The sequence below is a fragment of the Pseudomonas sp. CF161 genome (genome assembly GCF_000416215.1).
Classification (GTDB): Bacteria; Pseudomonadota; Gammaproteobacteria; order Pseudomonadales; family Pseudomonadaceae; genus Aquipseudomonas.
This window is the reverse complement of sequence record NZ_ATLP01000032.1, coordinates 100389-123222: the sequence shown is the minus strand read 5'-3', so window position 1 is coordinate 123222 and position 22834 is coordinate 100389. Positions and strand designations below refer to the sequence as shown.

Sequence of the window (22834 nt, the reverse complement as noted above, 5' to 3'; positions counted from 1 at the left end):
CCCGGCCGTATAAACGGCCGTCAGGGCAGAGCCACGCTGGGATTTAGGAGGTTTTAGAAGCGCGCTTTAGGCGTCGCGACAGGCACCGGATGTTTGCCGTCCAGGGGCAGGAAGATGCCCTGGTCGGCGTCGTAGGCTTTGATCTCGCAACTTTCGATGTCGTAGACCCAGCCATGGATAAACAACTGGCCGTTGGCCATGCGCGAAGCCACGGAGGGGTGGGTGCGCAAATGCTGGAGCTGGGCGATGACGTTCTCTTCGGTCAGCACATGCATGCTGGCGTTTTCGTCGGCGCAATCGCAGTTCTCGTGGACCATGGTCTTGGCCACTTCGGCGTGGCGCAGCCAGGCTTTGACCGTGGGCATTTTTTCCAGGCTTTGCGGGTTGAGCACCGCGCGCATGGCGCCGCAATCGGAATGCCCGCAAACGATGATGTGGTGCACACCCAGCGCCAGCACCGCGTACTCGATGGCGGTCGACACGCCGCCGTTCATTTGCCCGTAGGGCGGCACCACGTTGCCCACGTTGCGGGTGACAAACAGGTCGCCGGGGGAGCTCTGGGTAATCAATTCGGGAACGATCCGCGAGTCGGCACAGGCAATGAACATCGCCCGGGGCCGCTGGGCGGTGGCCAGCTTCTTGAACAACTCTTCCTGCTGCGGAAAGACTTCATGCTGAAAATGCAAAAAGCCATCAACGATATGCTGCAGCGCTGCATCGGCGCTTTCAGTGGATTGGGCTGAAGCCGACGCAGCTAGCGGCTGTTTATCCTTGTCACTCATGATTCATTCTCTCTGACGGATTAGGCAAAATTTTCCAGTTTTATCCGGCGCGAAGCCAGCACTTGATCAATAAACAACCAGCACGCTGACTGCGACCCATCGGTCACTCGATGAACACGGTAGCCATGGAAACTTAACTCAAACTGAATGGAGCGCTCTAGAACGCCACTATAGGCACGGCAAAACGTGACTATTTTAGCGAACGACCTCTCGCGGTACTACGCAACCATAGGCCAATTCAACCATAGGCCCGTTGTCCTTACAGCAACGACATCTGACCGCCCGGCGGACAAAACGCACTGCAGTCGAGGTTGAAGCCCTCCCGCCGATCAAGCCCCAGGCGCTTGATGGCCTTGGCAAAACGCTGCGCCAGCAGGTCGGCGAACGGACCTTCGCCGCGCATGCGCGCGCCAAAACGGCTGTCGTACAGTTCGCCGCCACGGCTCTGGCGAATCAGGCTCAGCACATGGGCCGCTCGCTGCGGGTAGTGCGCCGCCAACCATTCCTCGAACAGCGGCGCCACTTCCAACGGCAGGCGCAACATCATGTAGGCCGCGCTCTGCGCCCCGGCCTCAAAGGCTTCGGTGAGCAGGCTTTCCAGCTCGCTGTCGTTGATCATCGGGATCATCGGCGAACACAGCACCCCCACCGGGATCCCCGCTTCACGCAGCACCCGGATCGCCCGCAAGCGCGCCTTGGGCGCCGCCGCGCGGGGTTCGAGAATGCGCTTGAGCTCGTCGTCCAGGGTGGTCAGGCTGATCATCACCGCCACCAGCCGCTGCTCGGCCAGCTGCACCAGCAGGTCGAGGTCGCGCAGGATCAGCGAACCCTTGGTGACGATGGTCACCGGATGCCGGTAGCGCAGCAGCACTTCGAGGGTGCGCCGGGTCAACTGGTGCTCGCGCTCGATCGGCTGGTAGGGGTCGGTGTTGGAGCCCAGGTTGATCGGCGCACAGACGTAGCCGGGTTTGGACAGCTGCTGTTCCAGCACCGGCGCAGCGTTGGTCTTGGCGATCAGCTTGGTTTCAAAATCGAGCCCCGGGGACAGGTCCCAGTACGCATGGCTGGGCCGGGCGTAGCAGTAGATGCAGCCGTGCTCGCAGCCGCGATAGGGGTTGATCGAGCGGTCGAAGGGCAGGTCCGGCGAGGTATTGCGGGAAATAATGGTCTTGGCCGTTTCAAACATCACCTCGGTGCCCTGGGTCAGCGGCGCTTCCTGATACCAGCCATCGTCCTCGGCCACCGAGCGGCTGGGGGCGAAACGGTTGTGGGGGTTGCTCGCGGTGCCACGACCGCGAGGCGGCAAGGGGGTGAACATGAAAGGCACTCCATAACTGTATGCAAATACAGTAATGGAGCCTGCGCCCGACGCCTAGCGCCGCCCAGCCGAAAACCCGGCCCCCGACGGACGCAGATCGCGGTATAAGGTCGCCCTCAATCCGAAGGAGCACAGGAATGCCCGCAATCCCCAGCGCGCTGGTGCGCTTGATCGAGCGCCAGCCAGGCAACATCCACAGAACCCACAAGGACCTGGTGATCGAGGAGCTCCAGGTCCTGGGCGTGCCCCTGGACAGTGAGTTCGGGGTGTTCTTCCTCAACTACGCCATCACCTGCTACCGCGGCCACACCAGCAATGTAGAGCTGCTCGACATCGATGACGGCGCCATCCGGTTCAGCACCGAATTCGTGCATGAGGTGTGGCAGCTGCCGCAGCACCTGATCTGCCTCACCAGCTGCCAGGGCGAAGGCTGCTACCTGTATGACCGCAACAGCGGCGCGGTGCTGGACTTCAGCCTGGCCGACCGGGAGTTGTTCCTGGCGGGCAGCGTTGCGCTGAAGTGGGACGGGTTTTTCCAGTTTTTAACCTGGTACCTGGCGGAGTAACCGGCATGCAGAAAATTTTCTACGCCGCCGATGCCTACCTGCCGAGCTACGACCAGGGCGCCGACCTGATCATGGTCAAGAGCCCCGCCGCAGAGCTGTGGGGGGTGTCGTTGGAGTTTGACATCTGCACCCGGGATATCGCCCTGGCGACGGTGCCACGCAACGCCACCTTCGATGAACACGACCCGCGCTTCGCCCAGGCGCGCTGGGTCGAGTACAGCGAGGCGATCGGCCTTGTCCCCGCCGGCTGGGAGGACCTGATGCACGCCGGGCTATCGGACCACGTGTGCGGTTACCAGCTGGGCGGCGAACTGGGCATCCACCGTTTCAAATAAGCCCGAACCACCCCCGCCAACCAGCGCTGGCGGGGGTGCCGCAGGTGATCCTCAGTGGCTGGTCACTTGCCCCAGGTCGTCGCCGGACGTGCTCTGCATATCGTCCTTGCGCAGGTCGGCCACGTCCCCGGCCTTGACCTTGGAACCCTGGTTGCCCCAGCTGGTGCGGATGAAATTCACCACATCCGCCACTTCCTGGTCCGACAGGCGCCAGGCGAAGGCCGGCATGGTGAAGGTCGACGGCGCGGTATGGGTCGCCGGCAAGGTGCCGCCCTTGAGCACGATGTGGATCAGCGAGGTGGCATCCTCCGACTGCAACACCGGATTGCCCGCCAGCGCCGGGAACACCCGGGTGTAGCCATGGCCGTCGGTGCGGTGGCAAGCCGCGCAGTTGTCGATGTACACCGCGGCCCCCGGCTTGCTGTCGTCGCCTTTCCACAGGGCTTCGGCCACCTGCTTGTCGTACGCGTGGGGCTGGTCCGCAGGGTCGTTGGCCGGCAAGGATTTGAGGTAGCGGGCAATCGCGGTCAGGTCGTCCTGGGACATGTACTGCATGCTGTGCACCACCACATCGCTCATGCCGCCGAAGACCGCGCTGCGATCGCTGCGCCCGGTCTTGAGGAACTGCACCAGTTGCTCTTCGCTCCAGCTGCCGAGGCCGTCCTTGTGGTCACCGCGCAGGCTCTTGGCGATCCAGCCCTCCAGGGGCGCGCTGCCGGACAGAAAGCTGCTGCCATCGTTGGCGCTCAGGGCCTTCTCCTGCATGGTCAGGGCCCGTGGCGTGTGGCAAGCGCCGCAATGCCCCAGGCCTTCCACCAGATACGCACCGCGGCTGACCACCGGGTCGGCACCGATATTCGGCTGCTGGACCTCGACCTTGGGCGCGAACATCCAGCGCCAGGCGGTCAGCGGCCAGCGCATGCTCAGCGGCCAGGGGATGTCACTGTCCTTGTTGGCCTGGGCCACCGGCGCCACGCCCTGCATGAAGTAGGCATAGAGCGCCTGCATGTCGGCATCGCTGACCCGCGCATAGGACGGGAAGGGCATGGCCGGGTACAGGGTGCTGCCGTTCTTGGCCACGCCATGGCGCACGGCCTGGTCGAAGTCTTCGAAGCTGTAGTCGCCAATCCCGGTCTTGTCCGGGGTGATGTTGGTCGAGTAGATCACCCCGATCGGGGTTTCCATCGCCAGCCCGCCGGCGAACGGCTTGCCGCCCTTGGCGGTGTGGCAGGCCACGCAGTCACCGGCGCGGGCCAGGTACTCACCTTGTTTGACCAGGGCTGGCTGATCGACGTCGGCCGCCTGGAGGGTGGCGCTGCCGAGCAGGGCCAGGGTCGCGATAACGAGTGCTTTCATGTTCATCGCTCCTTAAGCCTGAACCAGCGGGCCGGGGTTTTTCAGGTACTGCTCGCGAATCGCCCGCGCCGACCAGTAGGTCAGGGCCGCCACCAGGCCGGTGGGGTTGTAGCCCAGGCCCTGGGGGAACGCCGACGCGCCGGGGACAAACACGTTGTGCACGTCCCAGCTTTGCAGGTAACGGTTCAGGGCACTGGTCTTGGGGTCGGTGCCCATGATCGCGCCACCGTTGAGGTGGGTGGTCTGGTAGGACGCGGTGTTGAAGTGCTCGCCGACCTTCTTGCCCAGCAGGGCGATGGCCTTGGGGTTCATGGCTTCGGCGATCTTGCTCATTTTCTCGACCATGAAGCGGTTCATCTTGATGTCGTTTTCCTGCCAGTCGAAGGTCATCCGCAGCAGGGGAAGGCCGTAGGCATCGCGGTACACCGGGTCCAGATCCAGGTAGTTGCCCCGGTAGGACTGATGCGCGCCGTGGGCGTCCATCGATACCTGGTGGGTGTAGTAATCGGCCGTGGCCTTCTTCCAGGCGCTGCCCCAGGCCGGGGTGCCGGGTGGGTTGGAAGTGCCCGCGATCGGCCGGCTGCCCGCCTGGTTGACCCACATCGGGGAACCACCGACGAAGCCATGGGGGCCGTGGTCGAAGTTGTCGGCGTTGAAGTCGTCCACCGCCACGCCGTTGCCGCCAGCGCCGATGAAGTTGTTGGTGTGCACATCCTTGTCGAAGTAGGCCTTGATGGTGGCCATGTTCTGGTAGGCGAAGTTCTTGCCCACCACGCCTTCACCGCTGATCGGGTCGTAAGGCTTGCCGATGCCGGACAGCAGCATCAGGCGCACGTTGTGGAACTGGAACGCGCCGAGAATCACCAGGTCGGCCGGTTGCTCGATCTCGCGGCCCTGGCCGTCGACATAGGTCACGCCGGTGGCGCGGGTCTTGGTGCTGTCGAGGTTGACCTTGAGCACGTGGGAATTGGGCCGCAACTCGAAATTCGGCAGCGGCTTGAGGGCCGGCAGGATGTTCACGTTGGGCGAGGCCTTGGAATACATGTAGCAGACGTAACCGCTGCAGAAACCGCAGAAGTTGCACGGTCCCATCTGCGCGCCGTAGGGGTTGGTGTAAGGCCCCGAGGTATTGGCCGAGGGCAGATTGTAGGGTTTGTACCCGACATCCCCGGCCGCCTTCTGAAACAGCTGTGCGGAATAGGTGTTTTTCTGCGACTCCAGCGGGAAAGGGTTCGAGCGATCCGGGGCGTAAGGGTTGCCGCCCTTGCCCTCGCCGACCAGCTGGCCTTTCACGGTCCAGGCCTGACCCGAAGTACCGAAGACTTTCTCGGCATAGTCGAAGAACGGCTCCAGCTCTTCGTAGCTGACGCCGAAGTCCTGGATGGTCATATCCTTGGGAATGAAGTTTTTGCCGTAGCGCTCTTCGTAGTGGCTGCGCATGCGCAACTCGATGGGGTCCACCCGAAAATGCACGCCCGACCAGTGCAGGCCCGCGCCGCCGACGCCATTGCCGGGCAGGAACGCACCCAGCTGGCGGTTGGGCAAGGCGATGTCGTTGACGCTGTGGCGAATGGTCACCGTCTCTTTGGAGATGTCCTGGAAGAGTTTCTTACGCACGCTGTAGGTGAGTTCGTCGATCACCTGGGGATAGTTGCCGTCGGGGTAGGTGTCCTGCATCGGCCCGCGCTCCAGCGCCAGCACGTTGAGGCCAGCCTCGGTCAGCTCCTTGGCCATGATTGCGCCGGTCCAGCCAAAACCGACGATCACTGCATCGACCTTCTTCATTACCGTTGCCATGCTCAAGCCCTCTCGCCGCGAATCGACACTGCCGGGAAGGGGTATTGCTCGTTGCGTTCCACCCAATCCATGAAATCGGCGCGGGCGCCGGGGAAGCCGATCAGGGTCCAGCCGACCATGCCTTTATTGCCACCGTGGATCGGGTCGCAGAAGAACCCTTCCTTGGTGTTTTGCAGCAGCAGGTTGAAGAAAATCTTCGGCGGAACGCTGTCGAACTGCGGTTTGCCGGCTTCGAGCTGCTTGAGCAGGTCGTCTCGGGTAGCGCTGTCTTGCTCAGCAAATAGTTTGCCGTTGAAGGCTTTGCACCAGGCATCCGTGGCGGCAATGCCCAGACGGTAGATGTCCTTGGGCACCAGCTTGCTCTGCCAGCCCATTTCCGGTGCGGCGTCGGCATTGAACGGCCCTTGCATGTACCACAGGGCGCCAGCGGCGTAGGGCGTGTTCATCTGCCGGTCGATGTACTCCGGGACACCGGCTTCCAGGGCGCCAGGGCCTTGCTCGTCGGCCGGGATCAGGCGCGCGACGGCGGCCTTGATGAAGGCCCATTCCTCGGCAGTGAAGTAACTCGGCTCATAGGCCTGGCCGGCAGGTGCCGCCCTGGCGGGTTCGATCGGCTTGGCCGGCTCCGACGCCGCCATCAGCACGGAACTGCCCAGGCCGGTACTGGCGACGGTGACCACCGGGATCAAGGTCAGGGATTTGCGCAAAAACTCACGCCGCGGGTTGTCTCGATCTTGATCAGACATGGGGTGCACCTCATCAGGCATTGATGGATTGATCAGCGGCGTCATGGCGCAGCTTGTCGTTCTGGTAGCGGCACAGGTCGGGGCAGCCCCCCAACCTCAGCAAAATTTGGTTACAACTGGGCAAATGGTAGCAGGCTAAGCATCCAGATAAGTCGCTTCGCGGTGGAAAAATCGGTTTTTTTAGCCAACAGCCGAAGCTTCACGATTCTTTGACAAACGCCTCACGGGGCTTTGACGCCCGCCAGAACAGGCTGTGCAGCATCATCCCCCCTTCCTGAGAGTCGGCCCTGCGCATGTCAAACACTCGCCTCTTTCCCGCCCTCTGCCTGTCGCTGCTGACCATGCTGACCTGGCCCCAGGCCTGGGCCGCCGATGTGCCCAGCAGCCGCCCGAGCCAATGGGCGCAGCCGGTGGACGCGCACTACAACCTGTACCAGATGTCGCCGACCCTCTATCGCAGCGCATTGCCCGACAGCCGGGCCTTGCCCTTGCTGCAACAGCTGCAAGTGAGCACCGTGATCAACTTCCTGCCCGAGGCCGACTCCCGCTGGCTATCGGCCCCGGGGATCAAGCAGGTGCAGCTGCCGTACCGCACCAATCATGTGGACGACGCCGATGTGCTGAGCGCGCTGCGGGCCATCCAGAGCGCAGAGAGCCAGGGCCCGGTGCTGATGCATTGCAAGCACGGTTCGGACCGCACCGGGCTGATTTCAGCCATGTACCGGGTGGTGATCCAGGGCTGGAGCAAAGAGGACGCCCTGAATGAAATGACCCAGGGCGGGTTCGGCGACAGTTCCCACTTCAAGGACGGCATTCGCTACATGATGCAGGCCGATGTCGACAAACTGCGTACCGCCCTGGCCAACGGCGATTGCAGCACCAGCGTGTTTGATACCTGCTCGATGAAGAGCTGGCTCGAAACCGTGAGCAGCAACAAGCCCGCCCTCTGACCGCAGCAGCGGCCCGAGCGAGTGTATTCACGATAGGAAAACAGGCCGGCTCCTTGCGGAGCCGGTGGTATGACGGGGAGTTACTGCGGGTCGTCGGTTTTTTTCTTCAACTTGGGGTTGGGGAAAAACTGCACCGACTGCACCTTGGCATCCTGCACTTTCAAGGCCGTGGTATTGACCCGGGTCCCCAATTCCTTGGGCACCGACAGCCCCTGTTCATTCAGGGTGTCGGAGTAACCGCAGGCCACGCACTCACGATGGGGCACGTCGCCCTCGCTCCACATCATCAGCCGGTCCGGCTCGCTGCACGCCGGGCAGACGGCCCCGGCGATAAAGCGCTTCTTGGTGATCTTCACGGAACCCTCACTCATGCCGCCGCGTCCTCACTCAGGCCGCTGTGGCGCAAGAGTGCGTCAATCGAAGGGGCCCGTCCGCGGAAATCGACGAACAGCACCATCGGTGCCTGGGAGCCGCCACGGGCCAGGATCGCCTCGCGGAACGCACGACCGGTGGCCGGGTTGAGCACGCCTTCCTCCTCGAACCTGGAGAACGCATCCGCCGACAGCACTTCCGCCCACTTGTAGCTGTAGTAACCCGCCGCATAACCGCCGGCGAAGATGTGCGCGAAGCTGTTGGGGAAGCGGTTGTAGGCCGGCGGACGCATGACCGAGACCTCGTCGCGTATCCCTTCGAGCACTTGCAGCACACTGCGCCCGTCGCCGTGGGTGGCGTGCAGCTCGAAGTCGAACAGCGAGAATTCCAGCTGGCGCACCATCATCAGCCCGGACTGGAAGTTCTTCGCCGCCAGCATCTTCTGCAACAGGTCCTCGGGCAGTGGCTCGCCGCTTTCATAGTGGCCGGAGATCAGCGCCAGGCCTTCCGGCTCCCAGCACCAGTTCTCCATGAACTGGCTCGGCAGCTCCACCGCATCCCAGGCCACGCCGTTGATCCCGGATACGCCGGCATGTTCAACCCGGGTCAGCAGGTGGTGCAGGCCGTGGCCGAATTCGTGGAACAGGGTGGTGACTTCATCGTGGGTCAGCAGCGCAGGCTTGCCGCTGTCGGCCGGGGTGAAGTTGCACACCAGGTTAGCCACCGGGCTCTGCAACACGCCGTCCAGGGTGCGGCGACGGTCACGGGCGCCATCCATCCAGGCTCCGCCACGTTTGTTGGCGCGGGCATACAGGTCGAAGAAGAAACGGCCGACGTGCTGGCCGTTCTCCTTGATTTCGAACAGGCGGACATCCGGGTGCCAGGTGTCGAAGCCTTTCTGCTCGGCGATCTCGATGCCATACAGACGCTGCACGATGGCGAACAGGCCGCTCAGTACCTTGTCGATCGGGAAGTAGGCGCGCAGGGCTTCCTGGGACACGCTGTAACGCTGCTCACGGAGTTTTTCACCGTAGAAACCGCTGTCCCAGCTTTGCAGGTCCGGGCAGCCCTGTTCGGCGGCGTAAGCCTTGAGCTGCTGCAGGTCCTGGGCGGCAAACGGCTTGCTGCGCTTGGCCAGGTCACGCAGGAAGCTCAGCACCTGATCGCTGGATTCGGCCATCTTGGTGGCCAGGCTCAATTCGGAGAAGCTGGCAAAACCCAGGAGCTTGGCCAGTTCCTGACGCAGGTCGAGGATCTGCTCCATCACCGGGCCGTTGTCGTTCTGCCCGGCATTCGGGCCCTGGTCCGAGGCGCGGGTGCAGTAGGCGGCGTAGATCTCTTCACGCAGGGCACGGTCCTGGGCGTAGGTCATCACCGCGTAGTAGCTGGGGAATTCCAGGGTGATCAGCCAGCCGTCGAGCTCTTTGGCCTGGGCGGCGGCGGCCATTTGCGCCTTGGCCGAATCGGTCAGGCCGGCGAGGGTGGCTTCATCGGTAACGTGCTTGGTCCAGGCCTGGGTGGCGTCCAGCAGCTGGTTGGAGAAGCGGCTGCCCAGCTCCGACAGTTTGCTCTGCACTTCGGCGTAGCGCTTCTGCTGCTCCGGCGGCAGGTCGATACCCGACAAGCGGAAGTCACGCAGGGAATGTTCGAGGATAGTCTTCTGCGCCACATCGAAACCGGCGGCTTCGGGGCTGTTGGCCAGGGCTTCGAAGGCCTGGAACAACTCGCGGTTCTGGCCCATCTCGGTAGAGTAGGCGCTCAGGGCGGGCAGACACGCCTCGTAGGCTTCACGCAGTTCGGCGCTGTTGCACACGGCGTTGAGGTGGCTGACCGGGCTCCAGGCGGCGCCCAGGCGATCATTGAGTTCGTCCATGGCCAGCACCAGGCCGGCCCAGGTCGGCTGCTGGCCTTGCGTCTTGAGAATTTGCGCAATGGCAACCCGGTTATCCGCCAGGATCTGTTCGATGGCCGGTTGCACATGCTCGGCACGGATCGCCGAGAACGGCGGCAGGTCGTAGGGCTGCAGAAGAGGGTTGTTCAGGCTCACGGTTGGCACCTTGGCTGGAAGAAACGTAGCGCCATCTTAATTACAATCGATGCCCACCGCAGCTATCGACCCCATTAATAAATGTCAGAGAGGCAACCCCACGTGGCCATTCGCACCTATCAGCAGCACACGCCGACCCTCGGTGAACGGGCCTTCGTCGACCACTCGGCGGTGGTGATCGGCGACGTCGAGATCGGCAGCGACAGCTCGATCTGGCCTCTGACCGTGATCCGTGGCGACATGCACCGCATCCGCATCGGCCAACGCACCAGCGTGCAGGACGGTTGCGTGCTGCACATCACCCATGCCGGCCCGTTCAACCCCGACGGCTTCCCGCTGCTGATCGGCGATGACGTGACCATCGCCCACAAAGTCATGCTGCACGGCTGCACCATCGGCAGCCGGGTGCTGATCGGCATGGGCAGCATCGTCATGGACGGCGCCCGGGTGGCCGACGAGGTGATCATCGGCGCCGGCAGCCTGGTGCCCCCGGGCAAGCAGCTGGAAAGCGGCTTCCTGTATGTCGGCAGCCCGGTGAAACAAGTGCGGGCCCTGACCGACAAGGAGCGCGCCTTCTTCACCTACAGCGCCGCCAATTACGTAAAACTCAAGGACCTGCACCTGGCCGAAGGCTACCACCTGCCTTGAACGCCCCCTGACCCCTTGCCCAGGAAACCCCATGCATTACCAGACCGTTCTATTCGACCTCGATGGCACCCTGACCGACCCGCGTGAAGGCATTACCCGTTCGATCCAGTTCGCCCTGAGCAAACTGGGCATCGACGAACCGGACCTGACCCGACTCGAACACTTCATCGGCCCGCCACTGTTGCAGGCCTTCATGCAGTTCTACGACTTCGACGAGGCCCGGGCCTGGGAGGCATTGAACTTCTATCGCGAGCGCTTCAAGGTCACCGGCCTGTATGAGAACCGGGTGTTCGACGGCGTCACACCGTTGCTCGAAACCTTGAGCGGCCAGGGCCGGCAGCTGTATATCGCGACCTCCAAGCCCTGGGTATACGCCCGGGAAATCGCCCGCCATTTCGATTTTGCCAAGCACTTCAAGGTGATCTACGGCAGCGAGCTGGACGGCACCCGCACCGACAAAGTCGAGCTGATCGCCCATTTGCTGGAACAGGAACGCCTGGATCCGGCGAACACCCTGATGATTGGCGACCGCAAGCACGACCTGATCGGCGCCCGGCGCAACGGCCTGGACGCGGCGGCAGTGGGCTACGGCTTTGGCAGCCACGAGGAACTGACTGCCGAAGCGCCGGCCTATCACTTCCAGACCCTGGACCAATTGCATCAGGCGTTTTTGCGTCCCTAAGCCTGTACAGGCAATCGGCCTGATACACCGCAGTGGCCTGATGACGGCCGCTGCGCAGCCGTACGGGAGCAAGCTCCCTCGCCACCAAACGCCCGGAGTTCCGCCCCTCGGCACAAAGCCTCTGGCGCCTTAGCGTTGGGCCAAGCGCCGCAGCTCTGCCTTGCGCTCGGCCGGCGGGCGTTTACCCAGGGTTTGCACCGCCTCATAGAAGGCCGGCCAGTCGCCGCCCACCTGCTTGAACAGGGCGGCAAAGGCTGGCACCCATTGGTCGTAGAGGCCGAAGGGCAGCAGCCGGGCATTGTTGATCGGGGCGTTGATCCAGGCGTCGTAGCGCCGGTCGCCGTGCCATTGGCTGTCGCGCAGTTGCCGATAATCCTGACGCAGTTGCTCGAATTGCGCCGCCTTGCGCTCCCGCATCTGCTCGGCCGGCAACGCCTGGGCGTACAGCTGCTCCAGGCGTTGCCGGGTATCGAGGAGCAACTGGATAAATTGTTCATGCTGCTGCACCTGGGCTTCGCTGGCCGGGGGCAAGCCGCGGTAGGCCCGCCACTGCCGGGTGCCCTGTTGCTCGACGAAGGTGGCAAAGGACTCATTGAACTCGGTGTCGTCCTGCACGTAAAACCGCTGGTGCGCCAGCTCGTGGAAGATCAGGGTCGCCAGGCGCTCGTCGCCCCAATGCATCATCGAACTGATGATCGGGTCGCTGAACCAGCCCAGGGTCGAATACGCCTCGACCCCACTCACCGCCACATCCATGCCTTGCTGTTGCAACAGGGCCGCCGCCCCGCGAGCAGCACCCTGGTTGTAGTAGCCGCGATAGGCCACGCACCCGGCAATCGGGAAGCAATGGGTTTGCGCGTGCAGGGAAAACTCCGGGGTGGCGAACACGTTCCACACCACATAGGGCCGGCCGATATCGGCGTACAGGCGGTAACTCTGGTTGTCCGGCAGGTGCAGGTGCTCGCTGGCGAAGGCCCTGGCCTGCTGCGATTGCGCCAGGTGCGCCCGCAACTGCGGGTCGCGGGCCGGGTCGGCGACCACCTCGGCCACCGGGGTGCGGGCCCGCAACAACTGCCATTGACCGCTGGCGAGCTGGCCGTAATAACCGACGCTGGCGCAACCGTTGAGCAACAAAAGCATCAGGGCCGGAAACAAAAGGCGCAAAAGAGGATCAAGTAACCCATGGCTTGAACGCGGCCTAATCAAATCGAATCATCCGTCGAGAATCGGTTCGCAAGACTATCTCGCCTGCCTGGAGTTTCGCTATGCGCGCATTGCTGTTGACCACTGGCCTGCTCGCCCTGGGTGGCTGCGCCAGCCTGCCCGAGCCGGATCCGGCACAAGCCTGGATCGACCTCAACCCCCACCGCGACACCACCCTGCAGGCCCTGGAGGTCGACGAAAAGGCCGCCGGTGACAAACGCTACTTCGAGGTGGCGCCCGGCAGCCATGAGCTGACCCTGCGTTATCAGTTCGCGGTGCAGCCGACCAATATCGGGCCGGACGCAGAGCCGCTGTGGCGCGACTGCCAGCTGAGTCTGAAATTCAAGGACTTCAACGCCGGCCAGCGTTATCAGGTGCAAGCCGGGAATATCGGCTTCCGGCCCTGGGCCAAGCTGTATGACGAACAACGCAACGTCGTCGGCATGGGCCAACCGGCAGGCTGCCAGCGAACCTGATCGGCGCTATGCTTGAGGTCTTTCGCTGATGCGGCCACCCTCATGCGCCAACTTTTGCTCGTTGCCTCCCTGGCCAGCCTTTGTGCCTGTTCCAGCCCCTTGCCCAACGTCGACCCGCAACAGGCCTGGGTCGACCTGGCCGCCCCCGCGCCGGGCGGCAAGCTGGTGATGGCCGAGCGCCTGGACCAGCAGCGTTTGCCCGACGGGCGCTACTTCCAGGTCACCCCGGGCAGCCACGAGCTGACGGTACGTTTCGATTTCGAGATCTATTCCGGCGGCATGGGCATGATGACCGGCACCTCGGAGCGCCTGTGCTACCTGACCGTGCGCTACGACCACTTCCAGGCCGGCCAGCGCTATCGGCTGGAGGCCCGCTCCCTGGGCTTCAACGCCAGCGCGCGGCTATACGACGCCCAGCGCCAGCTGGTCGCCGAAGACCGCATGGTCAACTGCGTGCCCTGAGGCTGAAGGCTTCAGCGATCGTTCTTTTGATAGATGATCTTGCGGGTGCCGTTTTCACAGCTGCCGACCACCATGTTGTTGTCGTGGACTTCGTCATTGGTGACGATTTCCAGGGTGTAGGACGCCACCCCCTGGGCCTGGATCTTGGCTTCGATCTCGGCCTTGAGTTCATCGCAGGGCTTGGGTGCCGCCAGGGCCGATGTGGCCAACGCGCAACAAACAACCGCCAAGGCAAAACGTTTCATGATGTGGAGCTCCCTTGCTGCAGCGCCCATGGTCATGGACTGAAGCCGCAGTCACTCATTCGACCACATTTCGCAGAACCGAGTTCTGACGCGGCGCACCTGCGGCTCACTGCTCTGGCTGGCCAGGCCCGCCCCGGGTAGCTCGCCGAGCATGCCGGCGCGCGCCCCCGGGAGCGGCACAGGTCAGCTGATCAGCGTGGCGTCCAGGCTGATCTTGGCATTGAGCACCTTGGACACCGGGCACCCTTCCTTGGCCTTGCGGCTCAGTTCATCGAACTGCTGCTGGGTCGCGCCCGGGATCTTGGCCTTGAGAATCAGGTGCACCGCGGTGATCGCAAAACCGCCGTCCACCTGGTCCAGGGTCACTTCGGCGGTGGTGTCGATGGCATCGGCCTTGAGCCCGGCGTCGCCGAGGATCATGGAAAAGGCCATGGAGAAGCAGCCGGCATGGGCCGCGCCGATCAGTTCTTCCGGGTTGGTGCCTTTGCCCCCTTCAAAACGCGCCTTGAAGCCGTAGGGCGCTTCACGCAAGACGCCGGTTTCGGTCGAAATCGAACCGATACCGGTTTTCAGATCACCTTCCCAATGAGCCGAGGCTTTCTTTTTGATACTCATCTCTGTCTCCTCAAGATCGAGCGCGAGAATTCGCGCCCAACGGGTTTGCGCTACACAGGGTTCTGAGGATAGAAGGCCGGACAAAGTTCATCCTGTCTGATTTCACCACCGATCAGGGCGGCAAATTCAAGCTGGCTATTGAAACTCGGGTATATGCCCACATTGCATAGACCTGGCTTATTAAATTCGGCAGGTTTTGGTTCATGACAAAAGCCTGCACGCCCTTTGGAGAAGCAGGCTTATGAAACCACTGTCCGACGTCAAGTTTTCCACCCTCGACCTGGTGCCGGTGCGCGCCGACGGCAGCCCCGCGCAGTCCCTGCGAAACTCCCTGGATCTGGCGCAACACGTCGAGAAGTTCGGCTATAACCGCTTCTGGGTGGCGGAACACCACAACATGGATGGCATCGCCAGTTCCGCGACCTCGGTGCTGCTGGGTTACCTGGCCGGCGGCACTTCGACCATCCGCGTCGGTTCCGGTGGGGTGATGCTGCCCAACCATGCGCCGCTGGTGATTGCCGAGCAGTTCGGCACCCTCGAAAGCCTGTACCCCGGCCGGATCGACCTGGGCCTGGGCCGCGCCCCCGGCTCCGACCAGATGACCGCCCGGGCCCTGCGCCGCGAGCGCTCCGGCAGCGCCGACGACTTCCCCGAGGATGTGGCCGAGCTGATGGCCTACCTCGGCCCACGCACCCCGGAGCAACGGGTGATCGCGGTGCCGGGCACGGGCACCCAGGTTCCGGTCTGGCTGCTGGGCTCCAGCCTGTTCAGCGCGCAATTGGCCGGTGAACGCGGCCTGCCTTATGCCTTCGCTTCGCATTTCGCGCCGCGCTACATGCATGAAGCGATTCGCGTGTACCGCAACCACTTCAAACCGTCGGCCGTGCTCGACAAGCCTTACGTGATGCTCGGCGTGCCTCTGGTGGCGGCCGATACCGACGAGCAGGCCGATTACCTGGCGACCTCGGTGTACCAGCGCATCCTCGCGCTGATGCGCGGCCAGAGCCTGGTGCAGCGCGCCCCGGTGAAAACCATGGACGGCCTGTGGCTGCCCCACGAGAAAGAAGCGGTGGCAAGCTTCCTCGGCCTGGCCATGGTCGGCAGCCCGGCGAAAATCCGCGCCAAGCTTGAAGTGCTGATCGAACAGACCGGGGCCGACGAGCTGATCTTCACCTGCGACCTGTATGAACACGCCGATCGCCTGCACTCCTATGAGCTGCTGGCGCAGGTGATGAAGGGCTGAAGGGCCTTGGCGGGTAGGGCGGCGCTGTTGCGCTAGCTCGCACCGGCCGATCTCCCAGGCATAAAAAAACCGACGCCATGGCGTCGGTTTTTTCAATCTGCGTCTACCACGTCTCAACCACGCTTGTAGACGATTTCCTTGGTGCCGGCTTCGCAGGAACCTACCACTTTGCCGTCAGCCGCTGCGCCTTTGTCCACGACTTCGAGTGTGTAGTGGGTGGCGCCTTTGGCGTCGATCTTCGCGGCGATTTCGCTTTTCAGCTCTTCGCACGGCTTGCCTGCGGCAAGGGCTGTTCCCGCGAGGCTGAACAATGCTGCTGCCAAAATTAGTTTCTTCATCGGTCACATTCCCTGGTCGGATCAAAAGGTAAGCATCTGCGCCAGCCTTTCTCAGGCTCAAGACAGCTGTAGCGCTTTGCCATTTCCTATGGCAATCGGCCAGCGCACAAGTTCAAGAGCCTAGTCCAAGCCCTCAACTATTGGCAATACGAAAGCCAACCTTGAGCGTTACCTGGAAATGCGCCGCCTTGCCGTCCTTGATATGGCCCCGGGTGTCGATCACTTCGAACCACTCCAGGTGCTTGATGCTTTTGCTGGCCTCGGCCAACGCGTTGTTGATGGCGTCTTCGATGCTGGAAGGGGACGAACCGACGAGTTCGACTTTTTTGTACGTGTGATGGTCAGTCATGGCGTGCTCCTTAAGGTTTGAATACAGCCTAGCAGTGATTTTTCTTATCACTTTCGGTGCATGGCACACGGCAAAGTTCAGATTAACTGCACTTTCGCCAAGCGCTGTAGTCGGAACCTACACATGCCACTCATCAACCATGCAGGAGAGCCGACATGGCTAACAACTCGTTACGTAAAGCCTCACTGGAAAGTATGGAAGCGGAGATCTCGAGCCTGCTCAAGTCTCTGGAAAGCCTCAAGGACGACGCGTCTGACGAGTCGCGCAAAACCCTCAAGGCCCTGAAAACCAACGCCGAGAGCGCGCTGAAACACTCCCGCAGCCTGCTCAGCGATGCTTATGAAGAAGTCAAAGTGAAGACCCGCGAAACCGGGATCGCCACCCGCGATTACGCCCAGGAACACCCTTGGACCACCGCCGGTGTCGCGGTCGGCGCCCTGGGCCTGCTGGCGGCTTATCTGTTGTGCAAACGCGGCGATTAAGTTGCCTGGCGCAGCTCATTCCTGAGCCACTGCGCCAGTTGCCGGGCGCGCCCATCCGCGGCGCGCTTGGGTAGCCACAACGCCAGTTGCCCCGAGGTTTCACCAAAACCCCACGGGGCAACCAGGCGACCCGCCCGCAAGTCCTCGGCCACCAGCGGCTCTGGCGCAATCGCCACCCCCAGCCCGGCCACCGCCGCCTCCAGCAAATAATACAAATGCTCAAACCCCTGTCCGTACTTCAATGCCTGGGCATCGAGGCCGTTTTGCCGTGCCCAACTGGGCCACGCCTGGGGCCGCGAGGTGGTTTGCAGCAAGGCCTGGTCAAGCAGGGCGGCGGGCGGCTGTCGACGCAGCTGCTCGTAGCCGGCGAAACGTGGGCTCATGACCGGACCGATGCGCTCGCTGGCCAGTTCGTAGACCTGCATGTCCGCCGGCCACGGCGGCTCGGCGAACACCAGCAGCGCATCCAGCCCCGGGCGCCGCGGGTCGAGATCGCCTTCGCCGGCTGACAGGTGCAGGCGCAGGTCCGGCAGGTCGGCGTTCAGCCGCCCCAGACGCGGGATCAGCCAGCGCGCCAGCAGGCTGCCGGAGCACCCCAGGACAAACGGCGCGTCGGCGCCACCCTGGGTCAATTCGGCGCAGACCGTGCGCAGCCGCTCAAAGGCGTCGCTGCTGGCATCGCGCAGGCGCACCCCGGCATCTGTGAGTTTAAGGCCACGCCCGTCCTTGATGAAAAGGCTCAGCCCTAGGTGCTCTTCCAGCACTTTCAACTGCCGGCTGACCGCGCCATGGGTGACGTGCAGCTGTTCGGCCGCCTGGCTGACGCTGCCGAGGCGGGCGGTGGCTTCAAAGGCCCTGAGGGCATTCAGCGGAGGAAGGTCGTGGCTCATGGTATCTGTGAGTTTTCCTGACAGGTTGCGGCGATCTTATCGGTTTTCAGCCTGGCATGTCAGGGGTAGAGTGAGCGCCATTGTCTTCGCAGCCATTCACTCTTTTGACCTTCACCGGGAGCTTCCGATGACCCAGACCCCTTTGCGCAACGGTCCTGACACCAACGGCATGTTTGGCTCGTTCGGCGGCCGCTACGTGGCAGAAACCCTGATGCCGCTGATCCTCGACCTGGCCCGCGAGTATGAAATCGCCAAGGAAGATCCGGCCTTCCTCAAGGAACTGGCCTACTTCCAGCGCGATTACGTCGGCCGTCCGAGCCCGCTGTACTTCGCCGAACGCCTGACCGAGCACTGCGGCGGCGCCAAGATCTACCTCAAGCGCGAAGAGCTGAACCACACCGGCGCGCACAAGATCAACAACTGCATCGGCCAGATCCTCCTGGCCCGGCGCATGGGCAAGAAACGCATCATCGCCGAGACCGGCGCCGGCATGCACGGCGTGGCCACCGCCACCGTGGCCGCGCGCTTCGGCCTGGACTGCGTGATCTACATGGGCACCACCGACATCGAGCGCCAGCAGGCCAACGTGTTCCGCATGAAGCTGCTGGGGGCCGAGGTGATCCCGGTCGTCGCCGGCACCGGCACCCTGAAGGACGCGATGAACGAAGCCCTGCGCGACTGGGTCACCAATGTCGACAGCACCTTCTATCTGATCGGCACCGTGGCCGGCCCGCACCCGTACCCGGCCATGGTCCGCGACTTCCAGGCCGTGATCGGCAAGGAAACCCGTGAACAGCTGCAAGCCCAGGAAGGCCGCCTGCCGGACAGCCTGGTGGCGTGCATCGGTGGCGGTTCCAACGCCATGGGCCTGTTCCACCCGTTCCTCGACGACAACAGCGTCGAAATCATCGGCGTCGAAGCCGCCGGCTACGGCATTGAAACCGGCAAGCACGCCGCCAGCCTCAACGGCGGGGTGCCGGGCGTGCTGCACGGCAACCGCACCTTCCTGCTGCAGGACGACGATGGCCAGATCATCGACGCCCACTCGATTTCCGCCGGCCTCGACTACCCGGGCATCGGCCCCGAGCACGCCTGGTTGCACGACATCGGCCGCGTCCAGTACACCTCGGTGACCGACGACGAAGCCCTGGCCGCCTTCCACCAGTGCTGCCGCCTAGAAGGCATCATCCCGGCCCTGGAAAGCGCCCATGCCCTGGCTGAAGTCTTCAAACGCGCACCGACCCTGCCCAAGGATCACCTGATGGTGGTCAACCTGTCGGGCCGTGGCGACAAAGACATGCAGACCGTGATGCACCATATGGAAAGCTCTCAACAAGAAAAATCCCAGCAGGAGAAACACTGATGAGCCGCCTGCAAACGCGCTTTGCCGAGCTTAAGCAACAAAACCGCGCTGCCCTGGTGACCTTTATCACCGCCGGCGACCCGGGCTACGACACCTCGCTGGCGATCCTCAAGGGCTTGCCCGCCGCCGGTGCCGACGTGATCGAGCTGGGCATGCCCTTCACCGACCCGATGGCCGACGGCCCGGCGATCCAGCTGGCCAATATCCGCGCCCTGGACGCCAAGCAAAACCTGGCGAAAACCCTGCAGATGGTTCGCGAGTTCCGTGAAGGCAACAGTGAAACCCCGCTGGTGCTGATGGGTTATTTCAACCCGATCCACCACTACGGCGTGCCGCGCTTCATTGCCGACGCCAAGGCTGCCGGGGTCGATGGCCTGATCGTGGTCGACATGCCGCCGGAACATAACAGCGAGCTGTGCGACCCGGCCCAGGCTGCAGGCATCGACTTTATCCGCCTGACCACGCCGACCACCGACGATGCGCGCCTGCCGAAGGTGCTCAACGGCAGTTCCGGCTTCGTCTACTACGTCTCGGTGGCCGGCGTGACCGGGGCCGGCGCAGCGACCCTGGAGCACGTCGAAGAAGCCGTGACCCGTCTGCGTCGCCACACCGATTTGCCGATCAGCATCGGTTTCGGCATCCGTACCCCGGAGCAGGCCGCGGCCATCGCCCGCCTCGCCGACGGCGTGGTGGTGGGCTCGGCGCTGATCGACCAGATCGCCAACGCCACCACCCCCGAGCAGGCTGTCGATGGCGTGCTCAGCCTGTGCGCCTCCCTGGCCGAAGGCATAGGTAAAGCGCGGGTCAGCTGAAGGTAAAGTTCCTGATACAGAGGAATTAGCACCCCAAGTCACAGACTAAATAGCAAGACCCAGGGGTAGGCAGCTCAGGTTGCCTACCCCTTTTTGTTGCTCGCTGTGAGGAAGACCTGATGAAAATGCCCAAACGCCTGATTGCCGGTCTCGGTGTGCTGATGCTCAGTGCCGGCCCGATGCTGAACGTCATGGCCGATCAACGGGGTGACAACGATCGCGGCGGTGATCGTGGCGGCCCGCCACAGGGCCAGCGGGACAACCGTGGCGAAGAGCATCGCGGCCCGCAGAATGATCATCGCGGCGCGCCACCCAGGGATTTCGGCCCGGTGCGCCAGACCATCCGCGATAACCACGGTTACTTCGTGCGGGGCGCGCCGCCGCCACCGGGCGTGCACCTGGTGCGTGGCCAGCCGTTGCCACGGGGCTATTACGGCGAGCGCCTGGACAACCGCGCCCTGGCCCACCTGCCGTACTACCAGGGCTACGAATGGCGACGCATGGGCGGTGACGTGGTGTTGATCGCCATTGGCTCAGGCATCGTCTACGAGATTCTCGATGGCGTGCTCAACTGATCGTTTTTTGTCCAATCGCTGACGTCCATCCCCTGCCCAGTGCCTGCAAGCCGATAAGCGGCTTGCAGGCCTGCTGCGCCTAAAACCCCGACAGATCCAGCGGCCGCATCGCGCCCATCCAGATCGCATGGTCGGTGTGGTCGACCAGGTCATCGCCGGTGTCCGGGTGCAAAAACACCACCAGCCCCTTGCGGTTCAGCGCCAGCCACGGCAGCACCACGCCCAGGTACTGCGGTTCGAAGGCCAGCTGGCAGCTCCAGTCCGGATGCGGACCCACCGGGCGTTCGTGAACCCGGCCCATCTTCAATGAAAACAACTGCGCCGCCTGCTCGCACAGGCTGCGCGCCTGGTCGATGGTGCTGGCGTCAAAATAGACGTGGGCGTGATAACCCTTGATTCGTTGCATCAAAACCCCTCGCGACAAAGTCGAACCCTTGCGACCCGCCACAGGTCACACCTCATACCTGTGGAAAGAAGGAAGCTGCGCCATGAAAAATGCCGAAACCCCGGTGATCAAACTGGTGCTCTATGGTGCCATGAGTAGCCTGGGCAGTGCGCTGATGGCCGAATTCCTGCGCCGCCAGCATGAAGTCATTGCCATCCTCGACGACCTCACCGCCCTCGCGCCGCGCCCCGGCCTGCGCACCAAGAGCGGTGACCTGTTCGACCCCGAACGGGTCAAGCAAAGTGTTGCCGGCGGCGATCTGGTGGTCTGCCTGCTGGACGCGCCCGGCCTGCCCATGGGCACCGAGCAGGTGGAAAAGCTGCGCATCTGCGATTCCCTGGAGCAGGTCCGGGCCATCGATGCCTTGATTGCCGGGATGCAGGCGGGCCAGGTGCAGCGCCTGTTCGTGGTCGGCGATTTCGAGGTGCTCGACAGCACTCAAGCCCGCGACCCGTTGCAGCATCACGCCGCCCAGGAAATCCTCGAGGCGTTGCAGACCAGTACCTTGCGCTGGACCCTGGTCAACGCGCCACGCGGTGTGCCGGGCCTTGGCATCGAGCATTTCAGCCAGGTCAGCAGCAGCCTGGAGCCGGGGCTCGCGGACCCCCTGCAGCGACTCAACAGCGTGGCGATCGGGATCGCCGATGAACTGCGGCTGAACCTGCACCTGCGTGAGCATGTGCAATTTGTCAGCTAGGGCAGGGCGCACGCCGGGCCTCACACCGCGATCGACGGCAGCGCCATACCGGTCAGTGACTGGGCGCTGCTGGCCTGCTCGAGCATCAGCCAGTCGACGAAGCGCTGGATCAGGGCCGCGCGCCGTTTGCGTTGCGGCAACACCACGTAATAGCCGTAGCGGGACATCACGGTTTCGCTGATCGGCCGACACAGCAAACCCTGGGCCAGCAAGTTATCCACAAGGTGCCGCCAACCGATGGCCACGCCCTGACCGCCGATCGCCGCCTGGATCAGCAGGGTGTAGTTATCGAAACGCAACTGCCCGGGAGCTGGAGGCGTGGCGATCCCCAGCTCGCGAAACACCCCGCTCCAGTCGAACCAGTGGCTGCTGTTTTCCCCGCGCAGATGCAGCAGGGGCATCTCCAGCAACGCCGTTAGGGGCAAGGGCGCGGCCTGCTCCTTGAGCAGCAGCGGGCTGCACACCGGGAACACTTCCTCGCTGAACAGCCAATGGCTGGTGCCCTGCTTGAAACGCCCGTCGCCAAACAGCACCGCCACATCGATATCGCTGCGCAGCATGGTGTGGCTGCGTTCGCTGGTCACCAGGCTGACATCCACCTGGGGGTTGGCCTGGTGGAACCGGTGCAGGCGCGGCATCAGCCAGTAGGCGGCGAAGGCAAAGTCGGTGGCCACCTGCAGCACCTCGTGCTGATGCTGGGTGCTGATCGCGCTCAAGCCGGCGTCGATGCTCTGCAAGCCGTCCTGCACCTGCTCGAACAGCGTCGCCCCGGCCTCGGTCAACTCGATGCCACGGTAGATGCGGTCGAACAGCCGGGTGCCCAGTTGCTCTTCCAGGCGTTTGATCTGCTGGCTGATGGCCGGCTGGGTGGTGCCCAGCTCCACCGCCGCCGCCGTAAAGCTGCGCAGGCGGGCGGCGGTTTCAAAGGCGCGAAACAGATCAAGGGACAGGTCCCCGAGCGCTTCATACATAAGCTGTACTTATCCTAGTCATTGCCCGGCATGGGCTTTACCGCAAAATGCATGGGATACATGCTCGAT

General features: G+C 63.3%; 28 protein-coding genes. 13 read left to right on the top strand and 15 right to left on the bottom strand.

The window, feature by feature from the left end; genetic code table 11:
* Window positions 1–53: 53 nt before the first annotated feature.
* Together CF161_RS02690 and CF161_RS02685 are read right to left on the bottom strand one after the other, a co-directional pair.
* Complete coding sequence (locus CF161_RS02690) at window positions 54–782, bottom strand: carbonic anhydrase (RefSeq protein ID WP_020295015.1); 729 nt, start codon at window positions 780–782, stop codon at window positions 54–56.
* Between the two features lie 259 nt (window positions 783–1041).
* Window positions 1042–2100, bottom strand: a complete 1059-nt coding sequence (locus CF161_RS02685) for a PA0069 family radical SAM protein (RefSeq protein WP_020295014.1) — start codon at window positions 2098–2100, stop codon at window positions 1042–1044.
* A gap of 137 nt (window positions 2101–2237) precedes the next feature.
* Here CF161_RS02685 and CF161_RS02680 point away from each other — a divergent pair, with 137 nt between their 5' ends.
* Window positions 2238–2666 carry a hypothetical protein gene (locus CF161_RS02680; RefSeq protein ID WP_020295013.1) on the top strand — a complete coding sequence of 143 codons (429 nt, stop codon included), beginning with the start codon at window positions 2238–2240 and terminating at the stop codon, window positions 2664–2666.
* 5 nt (window positions 2667–2671) lie between these two features.
* Entirely contained in the window at window positions 2672–3001 is a 330-nt protein-coding gene (locus CF161_RS02675) for a hypothetical protein (protein ID WP_020295012.1), read from the top strand.
* A gap of 51 nt (window positions 3002–3052) precedes the next feature.
* Here CF161_RS02675 and CF161_RS02670 read toward each other — a convergent pair whose 3' ends face one another.
* The 3 genes from CF161_RS02670 to CF161_RS02660 are packed head-to-tail and all read right to left on the bottom strand — an operon-like array spanning window position 3053 to window position 6900.
* On the bottom strand, window positions 3053–4357 hold the full coding sequence (locus tag CF161_RS02670) for a cytochrome c (protein WP_020295011.1): 1305 nt from the start codon (window positions 4355–4357) through the stop codon (window positions 3053–3055).
* 12 nt (window positions 4358–4369) lie between these two features.
* Window positions 4370–6154, bottom strand: coding sequence for a GMC family oxidoreductase (locus CF161_RS02665; RefSeq protein ID WP_020295010.1), 1785 nt, complete (start codon window positions 6152–6154; stop codon window positions 4370–4372).
* Window positions 6155–6156: 2 nt separating this feature from the next.
* Window positions 6157–6900 carry a gluconate 2-dehydrogenase subunit 3 family protein gene (locus CF161_RS02660; protein WP_020295009.1) on the bottom strand — a complete coding sequence of 248 codons (744 nt, stop codon included), beginning with the start codon at window positions 6898–6900 and terminating at the stop codon, window positions 6157–6159.
* Between the two features lie 293 nt (window positions 6901–7193).
* Between CF161_RS02660 and CF161_RS02655 the strand changes: the two genes are divergently transcribed.
* Window positions 7194–7850, top strand: coding sequence for a dual specificity protein phosphatase family protein (locus CF161_RS02655; RefSeq protein WP_020295008.1), 657 nt, complete (start codon window positions 7194–7196; stop codon window positions 7848–7850).
* A gap of 80 nt (window positions 7851–7930) precedes the next feature.
* Here CF161_RS02655 and CF161_RS02650 read toward each other — a convergent pair whose 3' ends face one another.
* Together CF161_RS02650 and prlC are read right to left on the bottom strand one after the other, a co-directional pair.
* Window positions 7931–8221: a YheV family putative zinc ribbon protein gene (locus tag CF161_RS02650; RefSeq protein WP_020295007.1), complete on the bottom strand. Its 291-nt coding sequence runs from the start codon at window positions 8219–8221 to the stop codon at window positions 7931–7933.
* Entirely contained in the window at window positions 8218–10269 is a 2052-nt protein-coding gene (prlC, locus tag CF161_RS02645) for an oligopeptidase A (RefSeq protein WP_020295006.1), read from the bottom strand. Before prlC ends, CF161_RS02650 begins: the two co-directional genes overlap by 4 nt.
* A 102-nt stretch (window positions 10270–10371) precedes the next feature.
* Between prlC and CF161_RS02640 the strand changes: the two genes are divergently transcribed.
* The gene (locus tag CF161_RS02640) at window positions 10372–10917 is read left to right on the top strand and encodes a gamma carbonic anhydrase family protein (RefSeq protein WP_020295005.1); all 546 of its coding nucleotides are present in this window, start codon (window positions 10372–10374) and stop codon (window positions 10915–10917) included.
* A gap of 31 nt (window positions 10918–10948) precedes the next feature.
* Complete coding sequence (locus CF161_RS02635) at window positions 10949–11599, top strand: HAD family hydrolase (RefSeq protein WP_020295004.1); 651 nt, start codon at window positions 10949–10951, stop codon at window positions 11597–11599.
* A gap of 129 nt (window positions 11600–11728) precedes the next feature.
* Here the strand turns inward: CF161_RS02635 and CF161_RS02630 are convergent, their stop codons facing one another.
* Window positions 11729–12805: an aminopeptidase gene (locus CF161_RS02630; RefSeq protein WP_043228460.1), complete on the bottom strand. Its 1077-nt coding sequence runs from the start codon at window positions 12803–12805 to the stop codon at window positions 11729–11731.
* Window positions 12806–12864: 59 nt separating this feature from the next.
* Between CF161_RS02630 and CF161_RS02625 the strand changes: the two genes are divergently transcribed.
* Window positions 12865–13278: a hypothetical protein gene (locus CF161_RS02625; RefSeq protein ID WP_020295002.1), complete on the top strand. Its 414-nt coding sequence runs from the start codon at window positions 12865–12867 to the stop codon at window positions 13276–13278.
* 42 nt (window positions 13279–13320) lie between these two features.
* Entirely contained in the window at window positions 13321–13740 is a 420-nt protein-coding gene (locus tag CF161_RS02620; protein ID WP_020295001.1) for a hypothetical protein, read from the top strand.
* A gap of 11 nt (window positions 13741–13751) precedes the next feature.
* Here the strand turns inward: CF161_RS02620 and CF161_RS02615 are convergent, their stop codons facing one another.
* Window positions 13752–13985 (bottom strand): DUF1161 domain-containing protein, encoded by a 234-nt coding sequence (locus CF161_RS02615; RefSeq protein ID WP_020295000.1) that lies wholly within the window; start codon window positions 13983–13985, stop codon window positions 13752–13754.
* A gap of 183 nt (window positions 13986–14168) precedes the next feature.
* Window positions 14169–14600 (bottom strand): OsmC family protein, encoded by a 432-nt coding sequence (locus CF161_RS02610; RefSeq protein WP_020294999.1) that lies wholly within the window; start codon window positions 14598–14600, stop codon window positions 14169–14171.
* 241 nt (window positions 14601–14841) lie between these two features.
* Between CF161_RS02610 and CF161_RS02605 the strand changes: the two genes are divergently transcribed.
* Window positions 14842–15843, top strand: coding sequence for an LLM class flavin-dependent oxidoreductase (locus CF161_RS02605; RefSeq protein WP_020294998.1), 1002 nt, complete (start codon window positions 14842–14844; stop codon window positions 15841–15843).
* A 113-nt stretch (window positions 15844–15956) separates the two neighbouring features.
* On the opposite strand, the gene CF161_RS02600 is transcribed toward CF161_RS02605, so the two are convergent.
* Together CF161_RS02600 and CF161_RS02595 are read right to left on the bottom strand one after the other, a co-directional pair.
* A complete protein-coding gene (locus CF161_RS02600) occupies window positions 15957–16181 on the bottom strand; it encodes a DUF1161 domain-containing protein (RefSeq protein WP_020294997.1) in 225 nt (74 codons plus the stop codon).
* A gap of 133 nt (window positions 16182–16314) precedes the next feature.
* Complete coding sequence (locus CF161_RS02595; RefSeq protein ID WP_020294996.1) at window positions 16315–16530, bottom strand: dodecin; 216 nt, start codon at window positions 16528–16530, stop codon at window positions 16315–16317.
* Window positions 16531–16685: 155 nt separating this feature from the next.
* Here CF161_RS02595 and CF161_RS02590 point away from each other — a divergent pair, with 155 nt between their 5' ends.
* On the top strand, window positions 16686–17012 hold the full coding sequence (locus CF161_RS02590; RefSeq protein ID WP_020294995.1) for a YqjD family protein: 327 nt from the start codon (window positions 16686–16688) through the stop codon (window positions 17010–17012).
* On the opposite strand, the gene CF161_RS02585 is transcribed toward CF161_RS02590, so the two are convergent.
* The gene (locus CF161_RS02585) at window positions 17009–17902 is read right to left on the bottom strand and encodes a LysR family transcriptional regulator (RefSeq protein WP_020294994.1); all 894 of its coding nucleotides are present in this window, start codon (window positions 17900–17902) and stop codon (window positions 17009–17011) included. The genes CF161_RS02590 and CF161_RS02585 overlap by 4 nt on opposite strands.
* 127 nt (window positions 17903–18029) lie before the next feature.
* On the opposite strand from CF161_RS02585, the gene trpB reads away from it, so the two are divergent.
* The 3 genes from trpB to CF161_RS02570 all read left to right on the top strand — a co-directional run bounded on the left by trpB (window position 18030) and on the right by CF161_RS02570 (window position 20652).
* Window positions 18030–19265, top strand: a complete 1236-nt coding sequence (gene trpB, locus CF161_RS02580) for a tryptophan synthase subunit beta (protein ID WP_020294993.1) — start codon at window positions 18030–18032, stop codon at window positions 19263–19265.
* Complete coding sequence (trpA, locus tag CF161_RS02575) at window positions 19265–20077, top strand: tryptophan synthase subunit alpha (RefSeq protein ID WP_020294992.1); 813 nt, start codon at window positions 19265–19267, stop codon at window positions 20075–20077. Before trpB ends, trpA begins: the two co-directional genes overlap by 1 nt.
* 119 nt (window positions 20078–20196) lie before the next feature.
* On the top strand, window positions 20197–20652 hold the full coding sequence (locus tag CF161_RS02570; protein ID WP_020294991.1) for an anti-virulence regulator CigR family protein: 456 nt from the start codon (window positions 20197–20199) through the stop codon (window positions 20650–20652).
* A gap of 79 nt (window positions 20653–20731) precedes the next feature.
* On the opposite strand, the gene CF161_RS02565 is transcribed toward CF161_RS02570, so the two are convergent.
* On the bottom strand, window positions 20732–21058 hold the full coding sequence (locus tag CF161_RS02565) for a DOPA 4,5-dioxygenase family protein (RefSeq protein WP_020294990.1): 327 nt from the start codon (window positions 21056–21058) through the stop codon (window positions 20732–20734).
* 82 nt (window positions 21059–21140) lie between these two features.
* On the opposite strand from CF161_RS02565, the gene CF161_RS02560 reads away from it, so the two are divergent.
* Entirely contained in the window at window positions 21141–21794 is a 654-nt protein-coding gene (locus CF161_RS02560; protein WP_020294989.1) for an NAD(P)-dependent oxidoreductase, read from the top strand.
* Window positions 21795–21814: 20 nt separating this feature from the next.
* On the opposite strand, the gene CF161_RS02555 is transcribed toward CF161_RS02560, so the two are convergent.
* A complete protein-coding gene (locus CF161_RS02555) occupies window positions 21815–22765 on the bottom strand; it encodes a LysR family transcriptional regulator (protein ID WP_020294988.1) in 951 nt (316 codons plus the stop codon).
* Window positions 22766–22834: the final 69 nt, after the last annotated feature.